This is a genomic window from Limnohabitans sp. TEGF003 (assembly GCF_055395455.1).
Genome location: NZ_AP029225.1, coordinates 621,817 through 634,454 on the forward strand (window position 1 = coordinate 621,817; position 12,638 = coordinate 634,454).

A 12,638-nucleotide genomic window follows, 5' to 3' on the forward strand; every position below is an offset into this window, starting at 1 on the left:
TTGAGCGAAAAAAAGCCCGGCCACCCTCGCAGGTGCCGGGTCTTTTTTGGAGTGGTCGGATCAGCCGAGGGCCTTGACAACCGCATCGCCCATTTGCGCGGTGCCCACCTTGGTGGTGCCTTCGCTCCAGATGTCGCCCGTGCGCAGGCCCTGGGCCAGTACTTTTTGCACAGCCGCTTCGATGCGCTGGGCGGCTTCGGGCTGGTTCAAGCTGAAGCGCAGCATCATGGCCGCGCTCAGGATGGTGGCCAGTGGGTTGGCCACGCCTTTGCCTGCGATGTCGGGGGCGCTGCCGTGGCTGGGCTCGTACAGGCCCTGATTTTTCGTGTTCAGACTGGCCGAGGGCAGCATGCCGATCGAGCCCGTGAGCATGGAGGCTTCGTCGCTCAGGATGTCGCCGAACATATTGCCCGTGACCACCACGTCAAAGCGCTTGGGTTCCTTGACCAGCTGCATGGCCGCGTTGTCCACATACATGTGGTCCAGCGCCACGTCGGGGTACTGCTGGCCGACTTCGGTGACCACGTCTTTCCAAAGCTGGAAGGTTTCGAGCACGTTGGCCTTGTCGACGCTGGTCAGGCGCTTGTTGCGCTTGCGGGCGGCCTGGAAGGCGACATGCGCGATGCGCTCGATCTCGGGCTTGGAGTAGCGCATGGTGTCAAACGCTTCTTCGGCGCCGGGGAAGTGACCGTCGGTGGCCACGCGGCGACCGCGTGGCTGGCCAAAATAGATGTCGCCGGTCAGCTCGCGGATGATCAGGATGTCCAGGCCCGCGATCAGCTCGGGCTTGAGGCTGGAGGCGCCCACCAGCTGCTCGTAGCAAATGGCGGGGCGGAAGTTGGCGAACAAGCCCATGTTCTTGCGCAGGCCCAGGATGGCTTGCTCGGGGCGCAGGGGGCGGTCGAGCTTGTCGTATTTCCAGTCGCCCACCGCGCCGAACAGCACGGCATCACTGTCCATGGCCAGCTTGAGCGTGGCCTCGGGCAGGGGGTGGCCATAGGCGTCGTAGGCGGCGCCGCCGACCAGGGCGGTTTCCATCTCGAACTTCAGGTCGAGTGTGTTCAGGACTTTGACGGCTTCGGCGACGATTTCGGTGCCGATGCCATCACCGGGGAGGACTGCGATTTTCATGATGTCGGGTCTGCAGGTAGGAGGCCGCCCCTGCGGCCGAAATGTGTGCGTGCATTCGGCTGCAGGGGCAGCCTCCCACAAGGGGTGCTTCGGTGTGGATATTCAGTGGGCGGTGTGGGCCAGCCAGGGTTTGGTGGCCAGGCGTTCGGCTTCAAACGCCTTGATCTTGTCGGCATGGCGCAGGGTCAGGCCGATGTCGTCCAGACCGTTGAGCAGGCAGTACTTGCGGAAGGCCTGCACCTCGAACGGGATTTCTTCGCCTTGCGGGCGCACGATGACCTGGCGCTCCAGGTCCACCGTCAGTTCGTAGCCGGGAAAGGCGGCCACTTCGTCAAACAGTTGGGCCACCACGGCTTCGGGCAACACGATGGGCAGCAGGCCGTTTTTGAAGCAGTTGTTGAAGAAGATGTCGGCAAAGCTGGGTGCGATCACGCAGCGAAAGCCGAACTGGTCGATGGCCCAGGGGGCGTGTTCACGCGATGAACCGCAGCCGAAGTTCTTGCGGGCCAGCAGGATGCTGGCGCCCTGGTAGCGCGGCTGGTTCAGCACGAAGTCCGGGTTGGGCTTGCGGCTGGCCGGGTCCTGGCCGGGGTAGCCCACGTCCAGGTAGCGCCATTCGTCGAACAGGTTGGGGCCAAAGCCGGTTTTGCGGATCGACTTGAGGAATTGCTTGGGGATGATGGCGTCGGTGTCCACGTTCGCGCGGTCCATCGGGGCCACCAGGCCTTTGAGTAAAGTGAATTTTTGCATGGCTTTATTTCTTGGCAGCGCCTTCGATGGTGGAGCCCAGTTTTTCGATGTCCTGGCCAATGCCGCGCACGGTGTTGCACGCGGCCAGGCTCAGCAGGCTGGCGATCAGGGTCAGGCGAATCAGTGTTTTCATGACCAGGCTCCTTGGATTCAGGCGAATTTGCGGATGTCGACAAAGTGGCCGTGCACAGCAGCGGCAGCGGCCATGGCGGGGCTGACGAGGTGGGTGCGGCCACCCGCGCCCTGACGGCCTTCGAAGTTGCGGTTGCTGGTCGAGGCGCAGCGCTCACCGGGCTCGAGGCGGTCGGCGTTCATGGCCAGGCACATGGAGCAGCCGGGCTCGCGCCATTCAAAGCCTGCGGCCTTGAAGATCTCGTGCAGGCCTTCGCGCTCGGCTTGTTCCTTGACCAGACCCGAACCGGGCACGACCATGGCCAGCTTGACGTTCTTGGCGACTTTCTGGCCGAGCTTTTTGACGATGGCCGCGGCTTCGCGCATGTCTTCGATGCGGCTGTTGGTGCACGAACCGATGAAGACCTTGTCGATGGTGATGTCAGACAGCGCCTTGCCGGGCTGCAGGCCCATGTAGGTCAGGGCGCGTTCGATGGCATCGCGCTTGACGTCGTCTTTTTCCTTGTCCGGGTCGGGCGTGTGGCCGTCGATGCCCAGCACCATCTCGGGCGAGGTGCCCCAGGTGACTTGGGGCACGATGGCGCTGGCGTCCAGCTCGACCACCGCGTCAAAGTGCGCACCGGGGTCGGACTGCAGGGTCTTCCAGTAGGCCACGGCCTGGTCCCACTCGACGCCCGTGGGCGAGAGCAAACGGCCTTTGACGTACTCGATGGTTTTCTCGTCGACCGCCACCAGACCTGCGCGTGCGCCTGCTTCGATGGCCATGTTGCAGACCGTCATGCGGCCTTCCATGCTGAGCGCGCGGATGGCTGAGCCTGCGAATTCGATGGTGTAACCGGTGCCGCCTGCGGTGCCGATCTTGCCGATGATGGCCAGCACGATGTCTTTGCCCGTGAGGCCTTTGGCCAGCGTGCCCTCGACCTTGACCAGCATGTTCTTGGCTTTTTTGGCCAGCAGGGTTTGGGTGGCCATGACGTGTTCGACTTCGGAGGTGCCGATGCCGTGGGCCAGTGCGCCAAACGCGCCGTGGGTGGAGGTGTGCGAGTCGCCGCAGACCACGGTCATGCCGGGCAGGGTGGCGCCGTTTTCTGGGCCAATGACGTGCACGATGCCCTGGCGCTTGGACAAGAACGGAAAGAAGGCGGCCGAGCCGTATTCCTTCATGTTGGCGTCGAGGGTGGTGATTTGTTCTTTGCTGATCGGGTCGGTGATGCCGTCGTAGCCCAGTTCCCAGCCGGTGGTGGGGGTGTTGTGGTCGGCAGTCGCCACGATGGAGCTGACGCGCCAGACTTTGCGGCCGGCTTGGCGCAGGCCTTCAAAGGCCTGGGGGCTGGTGACTTCGTGCACCAGATGGCGGTCGATGTAGAGGACGGAGGTGCCGTCTTCTTCGGTGTGGACGACGTGTTCGTCCCAGATCTTGTCGTAGAGCGTGCGTGCCATGGAGCTTCCTTGCTGTGCAGCCTGCCATTTTATGCGGTTAGAGCGCTGTATCCCTGCCATTCATTGAGGGTCTGAGGTCTCTGTGGGGACTTGCGTGACCGTGATGCTGCCGTCGCAGGGACTTGCGCGGTTGTGGCCCGGGGCTGCCAGGCCTCATCAGTCGCTTCGCGCCAGCAAATCGGCCTGACAGCTCCGGGCCACAGCCACTCAAGTTGTGCTGACTTGACGCATCAGTGGTGTTAACTCGGTTGACCAGCACGGGCTTGGTTGTGACCATGAAAAAAGCCCGCACAAGGCGGGCTTTCGGAGTTCGGTTGTAGAACCGATCAACGCTGCACGTCGCGGCGTGGGGAGCCGGTGAACAGCTGACGTGGGCGGCCGATTTTGTACTCGGGGTCGCTGATCATTTCGTTCAACTGGGCAATCCAGCCGACAGTACGGGCCAGGGCGAAAATGCCTGTGAACAGGTTCACGGGGATGCCGATGGCGCGTTGCACGATGCCGGAGTAGAAGTCCACGTTGGGGTAGAGCTTGCGGCTGACGAAGTATTCGTCTTCCAGAGCGATCTTTTCCAGCTCTTTGGCCAGTTTGAACAGGGGGTCGTTTTCCAGGCCCAGTTCGGCCAGCACCTCGTTGCAGGTTTCCTGCATCAGCTTGGCGCGGGGGTCGTAGTTTTTGTACACGCGGTGACCGAAGCCCATCAGCTTGACGCCGGAGTTCTTGTCTTTCACCTGGTTCATGAACTCGCCAACCTTGGAGACGCCACCCATTTTCTGGATGTCTTCCAGCATGTTCAGGCAAGCTTCGTTGGCACCGCCGTGGGCAGGGCCCCAGAGGCAAGCCACACCCGCTGCGATGGCGGCGAACGGGTTGGTGCCGGACGAACCACACAGACGCACGGTGGAAGTCGAGGCGTTTTGTTCGTGGTCGGCATGCAAAATGAAGATGCGGTCCATGGCGCGCTCGAGCACGGGGTTGACCTTGTACTCTTCGCAAGGTGTGCCGAACATCATGCGCAGGAAGTTACCTGCATAGGACAGGTCGTTGCGGGGGTACATGAAGGGCTGACCCACGCCGTATTTGTAAGCCATGGCTACCAAAGTGGGCATCTTGGCGATCAGGCGGATCGCGGCGATGTGGCGGTGCTCAGGGTTGTTGATGTCGGTGCTGTCATGGTAGAAGGCCGACAAAGCGCCGACCAGGCCAGTCAACACGGCCATGGGGTGTGCGTCACGGCGGAAGCCGCGCAGGAAGAACTGCATCTGCTCGTTGACCATGGTGTGCTGGTTCACGAGTTTGTGGAAGTCCTTGCTTTGCTGGCCCACGGGCAGTTCGCCGTTCAGCAGCAGGTAGCAGGTGTCCAGGTAGTCGGCTTTGTTGGCCAGTTGTTCGATGGGGTAGCCGCGGTACAGCAGCTCGCCCTTGTCGCCGTCGATGTAGGTGATGGCCGACTGGCAAGAAGCCGTGGACAGGAAACCCGGGTCGTAGGTGAACATGCCGCTTTGTGCGTACAGCTTGCGGATGTCGATCACGTCAGGACCGATGTTGCCGGAGTAGACGGGCATCTCGATGCTGGGGCTGCCGTTGGAGAACGACAGGGTGGCTTTGTTATCGGCGAGTTTCATGGTGGGTTTCCTCAATAAATCCGTGCTCGACCCGTGATGGGTCAACTTCTTAGCAGGTCCAGGACTTCACGCACCTCTTCGGTGCTGATCTCGGGCTGCAGCTCCTTGCGGCGCAACAACAAGTCCATGAGATCGTTGTCTGACAGGTCCATCAGCACGTACATGCCCCGAGCCTGGCCAACCGTCAGCGCAGTGGCGTAGCGGTTGAAGAAACGCTCGATGAACAGATCGTTTTCGAGCAGACCGCGTCGGCTGCGCCAGCGCAGCTTGCTCAGCGACCGCTCGCTCAAAGGAGCGAGGCGGTCGGCGCCGACCAGTGACGCGTCTTCCAGGATGGGGGTGACGGGCATCAGACAGCGCGGCGAACCATCATCTCTTTGATCTTGCCGATGGCCTTGGTGGGGTTCAGACCCTTGGGGCAGACATCGACGCAGTTCATGATGGTGTGGCAGCGGAACAAACGGTAAGGGTCTTCCAGGTTGTCCAGACGCTCGGTCGTTGCTTCGTCGCGGCTGTCGGCCAGAAAGCGGTAGGCCTGCAGCAAACCGGCAGGACCCACGAACTTGTCGGGGTTCCACCAGAAGCTGGGGCAGCTGGTCGAGCAGCTGGCGCACAGGATGCATTCGTACAAACCGTTCAGCTCTTCACGCTCTTCCGGGCTTTGCAGGCGCTCGGTTTCGGGCGGGATGGTGCTGTTGATCAAGTAGGGTTTGATCGAGTGGTACTGCTTGAAGAACTGGGTCATGTCCACGATCACGTCGCGGATCACGGGCAGGCCAGGCAGGGGCTTCAAAACGATGGTGCCGGGCAGGGTGTTCATGTTGGTCAGACACGCCAGGCCGTTTTTGCCGTTGATGTTCATCGCGTCAGAGCCACACACGCCTTCGCGGCAGGAGCGGCGGAAGGAAATGCTGGGGTCCACAGCCTTGAGCTTCATCAGGGCGTCGAGCAACATGCGTTCATTGCCGTCCAGTTCGACCTGGATGGTTTGCATGTAGGGCTTGGCGTCCTTGTCAGGGTCGTAGCGGTAGATCTGGAAAGTGCGTAGGGTCATGAATGAACTCCTGGTGTATTCGGGTGGTGGACCGCCACTTGGAGTGCGCGGTCCAGACAATCTTTAGAACGTGCGAACCTTGGGTGGCACCGAGTCCACAGTCAGGGGCTTGAGCTTCACAGGCTTGTAGGTCAGGCTGTTGGACGCGCTGTGCCACAGGGTGTGCTTCATCCAGTTGGCATCGTCGCGACCCAATGGGGCCACGGCGTCGTCCACTGGGCGCTCGTAGTCGCTCACGGTGTGGGCACCACGGCACTCGCGGCGGGCAGCGGCAGACACCATGGTGGCTTGCGCGGCTTCGATCAGGTTGTCCACTTCCAGGGCTTCAATGCGGGCGGTGTTGAACACTTTGGAGGTGTCCTTCAGACCGATCGCGTTGACGCGCTCGCGGATGGCGGCGATTTTCTGCACGCCTTCGTCCATGGAGGCTTGGGTGCGGAACACACCTGCGTGTTGCTGCATGGTGGCGCGCATGTCGTTGGCCACGTCCTGGGCGTATTCACCGCCACGGCCTTCGAGCTTGTTCAGGCGGCTCAGGGTGTAGTCTGCAGCGTCGGCGGGCAGAGGCTTGTGCGACTTGGTCTTGGAGGCGAAGTCGACGATGTGGTTGCCGGCAGCACGACCGAACACCAGCAAGTCGAGCAGCGAGTTGGTGCCCAGGCGGTTGGCTCCGTGCACCGACACGCAAGAGCATTCGCCCACGGCATACAAACCGTTGACCACGGCGTTGTGGTCGGTGGCGTTTTGCGTCACGACCTGGCCGTTGATGTTGGTGGGGATACCGCCCATCTGGTAGTGGATGGTGGGCACGACGGGAATCGGCTCTTTGGTGATGTCGACGTTGGCGAAGTTGACGCCGATTTCGTACACCGAGGGCAGGCGCTTGTGGATGGTGTCAGCACCCAGGTGGTCCAGCTTGAGCAGCACGTAGTCTTTGTTCGGGCCACAGCCACGGCCTTCCTTGATTTCCTGGTCCATGCAGCGGGACACAAAGTCGCGCGGGGCCAGGTCTTTCAGGGTGGGCGCATAGCGCTCCATGAAGCGCTCCCCATTGCTGTTGAGCAAGATCGCGCCTTCACCACGGCAGCCTTCGGTCAAGAGCACGCCAGCACCGGCCACGCCGGTGGGGTGGAATTGCCAGAACTCCATGTCTTCCAGGGGGATGCCAGCGCGTGCTGCCATGCCCAGGCCGTCGCCTGTGTTGATGAAGGCGTTGGTGGAAGCCGCATAAATGCGGCCAGCGCCACCGGTGGCCATCAGCACGGTCTTGGCGTGCAGGACGTGCAGGTCGCCAGTTTCCATTTCAAGGGCAGTCACGCCCACCACGTCGCCTTCGGCGTCGCGGATCAGGTCCAGCGCCATCCACTCCACAAAGAAGCTGGTTTTGGCTGCCACGTTTTGCTGGTACAGGGTGTGCAGCATGGCGTGGCCAGTACGGTCGGCCGCCGCGCAAGCGCGTTGCACCGGCTTTTCGCCGTAGTTGGCGGTATGGCCGCCAAATGGACGCTGGTAAATCGTGCCGTCGGGGTTGCGGTCAAAAGGCATGCCCATGTGCTCCAGGTCGTACACAACCTTGGGCGCTTCGCGGCACATGAACTCGATCGCATCCTGGTCGCCGAGCCAGTCGGAGCCTTTGATGGTGTCGTAGAAGTGGTAGTGCCAGTTGTCGTCGGACATGTTGCCCAGGCTGGCACCGATGCCGCCTTGGGCCGCCACGGTGTGCGAGCGGGTGGGGAACACTTTGGACAGCACGGCCACGTTCAGGCCGGCGCGGGCCAGCTGCAGCGAGGCACGCATGCCCGAACCACCGGCGCCGACGATCACGACGTCAAACTTGCGGGTGGTGATTTTGTCTTTGGTATAGCTCATGGTTTAACTTGGTTGGTGTGGTTTCAGCGCAATGACAGGCGAAGGGCTGACGCGTTACAGGCGCCACAGGGCCTGAACAGCCCAGCCGGCACAGCCGACCAGCCAGACGAGGGTGAAGACGTGCAAGACCAGACGCACGGCCAGTGGCTTGACGTAATCCATCCAGATGTCACGCATGCCCACCCAGACATGGTAAAGCAGGGAAAGGATGACGGAGAAGGTCAGGACCTTCATCCACTGGGAAGCAAAAATGCCAGCCCATTCTTCGTAGCCGATGGGGCCAGCGGTGAAGATCACCTGGGCCAGCAAGATCACGGTGAAAAGGGCCATCAGGGTGCCGGTCACGCGTTGCGCGAGCCAGTCACGGAAGCCATAGCCAGCACCGGTCACGATGCGTTTGGAGCCGTAGTTCACGGACATAGGTCAGTTTCCTTTGTGGTTATGGGGCAGGTCAGTACAAACCAAACATCTTGGCGCCGAGCACGGCGGTCAGGCCGATGCTGAGCACCAGGGTGACGATGGCAGAGGATTTGCCAAACTCTTTGGTGACCGCATGGCAGATGTCCATGTACAGGTGACGCAGACCGGCAATGAAGTGGTGCAGGTAGGCCCAGATCAGCGCCAGCGCCACCAGTTTCATGAACCAGCCGGGCACGAAACCGAGGCCGGCATTGAAGGCGGCCGACAGCTTGGCGAAGGAAATCTCCGAAGTGATCGAACTGTCAAACATCCAGATGATGAGTGGCATCAGCAAGAACATCAGGAAACCGCTGATGCGGTGCAAGATGGAGACAATACCGGCCGCTGGGAGGCGGTAAGTGGGCAAGTCTTTCAAAGCGTTGATGTTGCGGAATTCAGGCCGCTTTCGGGCGAGTTCAGTCATGTGGGTACTTTCTGGGTGTAACGCGTTCGTAATTTGGATGACAAACCGGTGGATTCTATTGCAACGCAACAAACTGACATGAGCATTGCACACGGGCTGCGCTGGGAGATCTTCTGCACATTTCGGGTGGCTCAGCTCAAGGCGTTGTGGTAGTGATGACTTTCGGTGCGGTAAAAGCCCCGGCGCAGCTCCATGGGGGTGTCGTTGTAGGTGAATGCCACCCTTTCCACGCTCAGCAAGGGGGTGCCGTGAGTCACTTTGAGCAGCTCGCTTTGGGTGGCATCGGGCAGGACGGCGCGAATTTTCTCGTCAGCGCGGACCATGCGCACGCCAAACTCGGTTTCGAACAGGGCGTACATCGGGCCGTGGTAGTCGGCCAGTCTTTCCGCGGTCAGGCCTTTGAAGGGCGCGGCAGGCAGCCACAAGTCTTCCAAAATGGTGGGAGTTCCTGCAAATGAAAGTACGCGGCGGACCTGCAAAACCGTGTCGCCGGTTCTCAAGGCCAGCGCCCGGGCAATGTCGGCTGTGGCCCGCAGCCGTTTGCAATCCACGATTTCGCGCTGGGCGGGGCCCTCGGTGTCCAGGTCGCCGCGGTCAGGGACCAGTTTCAGGAACCGGTATTGCACATGGTGTTCGGCATGGGTGGCCACAAAAGTGCCCTTGCCCTGGCGGCGGACCAGCAGGTTGTCGCTGGCCAGTTCGTCGATGGCTTTTCTTACAGTGCCCTGGCTGACCCGGTAACGGGCGGCGAGCTCCATTTCGCTGGGGATGGATTCGCCAGGCTTCCACTCGCCAGACTGCAGGTTCTGCAGAATCAGGCCTTTGATCTGCTGGTACAGCGGGCTGAATGCCGGCGTCGGCACAGACGTCTCGGTCGCGGTAGAGCTGTTGTCGGCCAATGGGGAAGTGTTGTTCATGGGTTGAATTCTGGCGTGCGGGTCAGTTGCGCGTCAGGTGGCACATCATATCTTATATAAGACATAAGACAAATTGACGATTCAGGGTTTTCGCGGGTACACTCCAAAGCTGTTTGCTTGCGTTTCGCGCTCATGAATCTGGGTGCGGCGCGCGGGTCCGGCGTGCCGGGCAGACCCCCTGGCCGATGGTTGGTCAGCGCCTGCAACCCTTGTTTTCAACCTTCTGGAGTTTTCCATCATGAGCAAAAAGCCCGTCCGCGTTGCCGTCACCGGTGCAGCAGGTCAAATTGGTTACGCATTGTTGTTCCGCATCGCCTCCGGCGAAATGCTGGGCAAAGACCAGCCCGTCATCTTGCAGCTGCTGGAGATCCCTGACGAGAAGGCCCAAAAAGCCCTCAAGGGCGTGATGATGGAGCTGGAAGACTGCGCGTTCCCGCTGTTGGTCGGCATGGAAGCCCACTCCGACCCCATGACCGCTTTCAAGGACACCGACTACGCCCTGCTGGTCGGCTCGCGTCCTCGTGGCCCAGGCATGGAGCGTGCCGAGCTGCTGGCCATCAACGGTGCCATCTTCACTGCCCAGGGCAAGGCCCTGAACGCCGTGGCTTCGCGCAACGTCAAGGTGCTGGTCGTGGGCAACCCCGCCAACACCAACGCCTACATCGCGATGAAGTCTGCGCCTGACCTCAAGCCCGGCAACTTCACCGCCATGTTGCGTCTGGACCACAACCGCGCTGCTTCGCAAATCGCCGCCAAGACCGGCAAGGCCGTGGCCGACATCGAAAAACTGTGCGTCTGGGGCAACCACTCGCCCACCATGTATGCCGACTACCGTTTCGCCACCATCAAGGGCGAATCCGTCAAGGCCATGATCAACGACCAGGTCTGGAACGAAACCGTGTTCCTGCCCACCGTGGGCAAGCGCGGCGCGGCCATCATCGAAGCCCGTGGCCTGTCCTCGGCCGCTTCGGCTGCCAACGCCGCCATCGACCACATGCGCGACTGGGCCCTGGGCACCAACGGCAAGTGGGTCACCATGGGTATCCCTTCGCAAGGCTGGTACGGTATCCCCAAGGATGTCATGTTTGGCTTCCCCGTCACCTGCGAAAACGGCGAGTACAAGGTCGTTGAAGGTCTGGAGATCGACGCCTTCAGCCAGGCTTGCATCGACAAGACCCTGAAAGAGCTGACCGACGAGCAAGCTGGCGTCGCTCACCTGATCTGATTGCCTCCCAGAGACATTCAGTGAGCCATCCTCGCGACGTCCTGTTGGGTGCGCAAGCCGGAAGCGTTCAGCTGCCGGTTTGTGACCATTACAGCGGTGTCGACGCGAGGATGCGCAAAAGCTTGCAGCTGCAAGCCGAAATGACGCAGGAGTTTGGAACTTGCGTCTTTGATGTGACCCTCGATTGCGAAGACGGCGCCCCTGTGGGCGGCGAGGCAGAGCATGCCGCGCTGGTCACCGAGCTGGCGCTGGGCGCGGCGCCCGGTGCCCGTGTGGGCGTGCGTGTGCACCCCGTGGACCACCCCAGTTTCCAAGCCGACATGGCCACCATTGCAGCCCAGGCGGCGAAGCGCTTGACGCACATCATGGTGCCCAAGGTCGAGTCGGTGGCCGATGTGCAGCTGGCCGAGCAGGCCTTGAATCAGGCCGGCGCCAACGATTTGCCTTTGCATGTGCTCATCGAGTCCCCCGCTGCTGTGCACCGCGCCTTTGACATTGCGGCGCACCCGCGTGTGCAATCGATCAGTTTTGGCCTGATGGACTTTGTTTCGGCCCATGGCGGGGCGATTCCCGCCGATGGCATGGGCATTCATGGGCAGTTCACCCACCCGCTGGTGCTGCGCGCCAAACTCGAGATTGCCAGCGCGTGCCACGCCCACGGGAAAGTGCCCTCGCATTGTGTGGTCACCGAGTTCAAAAACACCGAAGCGATCCGCATGGCCGCCCAAAAAGCGGCCCGTGAGCTGGGGTACACCCGAATGTGGAGCATCCACCCTGACCAGATCCGGCCGATCCTGCAGGCCATGGCGCCCAGCGAGGCGCAAATTGAACAAGCCAGTGAGATCATTCTGGCCGCGCAGGCGGCCCAGTGGGCGCCCATCAGCCACGCAGGTCAACTGCACGACCGGGCCAGCTACCGGTTTTTCTGGCAGTTGATCGAGCGAGCGCACCACACCGGTTGTCGTTTGCCTTCCGGGATTCAGTTTTTCTTTTCGGGTGACGGCAAGCCAGCCCGATCTGTTTCATGATGAAGAACATTCGTGCGAAGGAGATCGAGATGCGAAACATGATGGCGACACTGGTGTTCTCCCTGCTGGCGATGCCGGCATGGTCCCAAGCCCCGGCAGCTTCCTCCAAAGCAACGCCAAACAAACCCAAGACGTCCGCCGCCAAAGCGGCGCCCAAATCCAAACTGGCCGAGGCCCCCAAGCCCGAACCCGACACCCCGATGGGCCCCGAAGAGCTGGCCATTGCCGAGCGCGTGCACAAAGGCCAATTGCCTTGCGAGCTGGGTGCCACGGTGCGTCTGGAGGCTGACGCCTCGCAGCCTGGCTACTTCTATTTGCACGGCAAAGGCTTTCGCTACCGCATGCACCCCGTGGCCACGAGCACAGGCGCGATCCGTCTGGAAGACCGCAAAGCGGGCGCTGTCTGGTTGCAACTGGCCAACAAATCCATGTTGATGGATCAAAACAAAGGCCGCCGCTTGGCCGATGAATGCGCCAACGCCGAACAGGTGGCCTTTGCCGAGAACATGAAAACCAATCCCCCGCCTAGCCTGATCGATACGACAGGCATGGGTCGATAAAACTTGAAACTTTGACTGACAGGA

The 12,638-nt window shown here is 61.4% G+C and carries 14 protein-coding genes; 3 read left to right on the forward strand and 11 right to left on the reverse strand.

Annotation, left to right across the window (positions count from 1 at the left end):
- Positions 1–60: 60 nt before the first annotated feature.
- From leuB to ACZ5RT_RS03190, 11 genes are all read right to left on the reverse strand, one after another.
- A complete protein-coding gene (leuB, locus tag ACZ5RT_RS03140) occupies positions 61–1,131 on the reverse strand; it encodes a 3-isopropylmalate dehydrogenase (protein WP_422169630.1) in 1,071 nt (356 codons plus the stop codon).
- A 102-nt stretch (positions 1,132–1,233) separates the two neighbouring features.
- Positions 1,234–1,881 carry a 3-isopropylmalate dehydratase small subunit gene (gene leuD / locus ACZ5RT_RS03145; RefSeq protein WP_291926103.1) on the reverse strand — a complete coding sequence of 216 codons (648 nt, stop codon included), beginning with the start codon at positions 1,879–1,881 and terminating at the stop codon, positions 1,234–1,236.
- 4 nt (positions 1,882–1,885) lie between these two features.
- Entirely contained in the window at positions 1,886–2,014 is a 129-nt protein-coding gene (locus ACZ5RT_RS03150; protein WP_108332105.1) for an entericidin A/B family lipoprotein, read from the reverse strand.
- Between the two features lie 17 nt (positions 2,015–2,031).
- Complete coding sequence (gene leuC / locus ACZ5RT_RS03155; protein ID WP_422169631.1) at positions 2,032–3,453, reverse strand: 3-isopropylmalate dehydratase large subunit; 1,422 nt, start codon at positions 3,451–3,453, stop codon at positions 2,032–2,034.
- A gap of 326 nt (positions 3,454–3,779) precedes the next feature.
- On the reverse strand, positions 3,780–5,078 hold the full coding sequence (gene gltA / locus ACZ5RT_RS03160) for a citrate synthase (RefSeq protein WP_108427443.1): 1,299 nt from the start codon (positions 5,076–5,078) through the stop codon (positions 3,780–3,782).
- Between the two features lie 41 nt (positions 5,079–5,119).
- A complete protein-coding gene (locus tag ACZ5RT_RS03165; RefSeq protein ID WP_464453478.1) occupies positions 5,120–5,428 on the reverse strand; it encodes an FAD assembly factor SdhE in 309 nt (102 codons plus the stop codon).
- The gene (locus ACZ5RT_RS03170) at positions 5,428–6,132 is read right to left on the reverse strand and encodes a succinate dehydrogenase iron-sulfur subunit (RefSeq protein WP_108427441.1); all 705 of its coding nucleotides are present in this window, start codon (positions 6,130–6,132) and stop codon (positions 5,428–5,430) included. Before ACZ5RT_RS03170 ends, ACZ5RT_RS03165 begins: the two co-directional genes overlap by 1 nt.
- Positions 6,133–6,195: 63 nt before the next feature.
- Complete coding sequence (sdhA, locus tag ACZ5RT_RS03175; protein ID WP_108427440.1) at positions 6,196–8,001, reverse strand: succinate dehydrogenase flavoprotein subunit; 1,806 nt, start codon at positions 7,999–8,001, stop codon at positions 6,196–6,198.
- A gap of 54 nt (positions 8,002–8,055) precedes the next feature.
- The gene (gene sdhD, locus ACZ5RT_RS03180; protein WP_108427439.1) at positions 8,056–8,421 is read right to left on the reverse strand and encodes a succinate dehydrogenase, hydrophobic membrane anchor protein; all 366 of its coding nucleotides are present in this window, start codon (positions 8,419–8,421) and stop codon (positions 8,056–8,058) included.
- 31 nt (positions 8,422–8,452) lie between these two features.
- Positions 8,453–8,884, reverse strand: coding sequence for a succinate dehydrogenase, cytochrome b556 subunit (gene sdhC, locus ACZ5RT_RS03185; RefSeq protein WP_108427438.1), 432 nt, complete (start codon positions 8,882–8,884; stop codon positions 8,453–8,455).
- Between the two features lie 131 nt (positions 8,885–9,015).
- On the reverse strand, positions 9,016–9,801 hold the full coding sequence (locus tag ACZ5RT_RS03190; RefSeq protein WP_464453479.1) for a GntR family transcriptional regulator: 786 nt from the start codon (positions 9,799–9,801) through the stop codon (positions 9,016–9,018).
- A 238-nt stretch (positions 9,802–10,039) separates the two neighbouring features.
- Between ACZ5RT_RS03190 and ACZ5RT_RS03195 the strand changes: the two genes are divergently transcribed.
- The 3 genes from ACZ5RT_RS03195 to ACZ5RT_RS03205 are packed head-to-tail and all read left to right on the forward strand — an operon-like array spanning position 10,040 to position 12,614.
- The gene (locus ACZ5RT_RS03195; protein WP_108427436.1) at positions 10,040–11,026 is read left to right on the forward strand and encodes a malate dehydrogenase; all 987 of its coding nucleotides are present in this window, start codon (positions 10,040–10,042) and stop codon (positions 11,024–11,026) included.
- A 20-nt stretch (positions 11,027–11,046) separates the two neighbouring features.
- Positions 11,047–12,054 carry an HpcH/HpaI aldolase/citrate lyase family protein gene (locus ACZ5RT_RS03200; protein ID WP_464453480.1) on the forward strand — a complete coding sequence of 336 codons (1,008 nt, stop codon included), beginning with the start codon at positions 11,047–11,049 and terminating at the stop codon, positions 12,052–12,054.
- Between the two features lie 29 nt (positions 12,055–12,083).
- Positions 12,084–12,614: a hypothetical protein gene (locus ACZ5RT_RS03205; protein ID WP_291926127.1), complete on the forward strand. Its 531-nt coding sequence runs from the start codon at positions 12,084–12,086 to the stop codon at positions 12,612–12,614.
- Positions 12,615–12,638: the final 24 nt, after the last annotated feature.

What these genes read in the sequence shown, in the direction of transcription:
- leuB (WP_422169630.1), bottom strand. Translation starts at nt 1,131, where the DNA reads ATGAAAATCGCAGTCCTCCCCGGTGATGGCATCGGCACCGAAATCGTC.
- leuD (WP_291926103.1), bottom strand. Translation starts at nt 1,881, where the DNA reads ATGCAAAAATTCACTTTACTCAAAGGCCTGGTGGCCCCGATGGACCGC.
- ACZ5RT_RS03150 (WP_108332105.1), bottom strand. Translation starts at nt 2,014, where the DNA reads ATGAAAACACTGATTCGCCTGACCCTGATCGCCAGCCTGCTGAGCCTG.
- leuC (WP_422169631.1), bottom strand. Translation starts at nt 3,453, where the DNA reads ATGGCACGCACGCTCTACGACAAGATCTGGGACGAACACGTCGTCCAC.
- gltA (WP_108427443.1), bottom strand. Translation starts at nt 5,078, where the DNA reads ATGAAACTCGCCGATAACAAAGCCACCCTGTCGTTCTCCAACGGCAGC.
- ACZ5RT_RS03165 (WP_464453478.1), bottom strand. Translation starts at nt 5,428, where the DNA reads ATGCCCGTCACCCCCATCCTGGAAGACGCGTCACTGGTCGGCGCCGAC.
- ACZ5RT_RS03170 (WP_108427441.1), bottom strand. Translation starts at nt 6,132, where the DNA reads ATGACCCTACGCACTTTCCAGATCTACCGCTACGACCCTGACAAGGAC.
- sdhA (WP_108427440.1), bottom strand. Translation starts at nt 8,001, where the DNA reads ATGAGCTATACCAAAGACAAAATCACCACCCGCAAGTTTGACGTCGTG.
- sdhD (WP_108427439.1), bottom strand. Translation starts at nt 8,421, where the DNA reads ATGTCCGTGAACTACGGCTCCAAACGCATCGTGACCGGTGCTGGCTAT.
- sdhC (WP_108427438.1), bottom strand. Translation starts at nt 8,884, where the DNA reads ATGACTGAACTCGCCCGAAAGCGGCCTGAATTCCGCAACATCAACGCT.
- ACZ5RT_RS03190 (WP_464453479.1), bottom strand. Translation starts at nt 9,801, where the DNA reads ATGAACAACACTTCCCCATTGGCCGACAACAGCTCTACCGCGACCGAG.
- ACZ5RT_RS03195 (WP_108427436.1), top strand. Translation starts at nt 10,040, where the DNA reads ATGAGCAAAAAGCCCGTCCGCGTTGCCGTCACCGGTGCAGCAGGTCAA.
- ACZ5RT_RS03205 (WP_291926127.1), top strand. Translation starts at nt 12,084, where the DNA reads ATGCGAAACATGATGGCGACACTGGTGTTCTCCCTGCTGGCGATGCCG.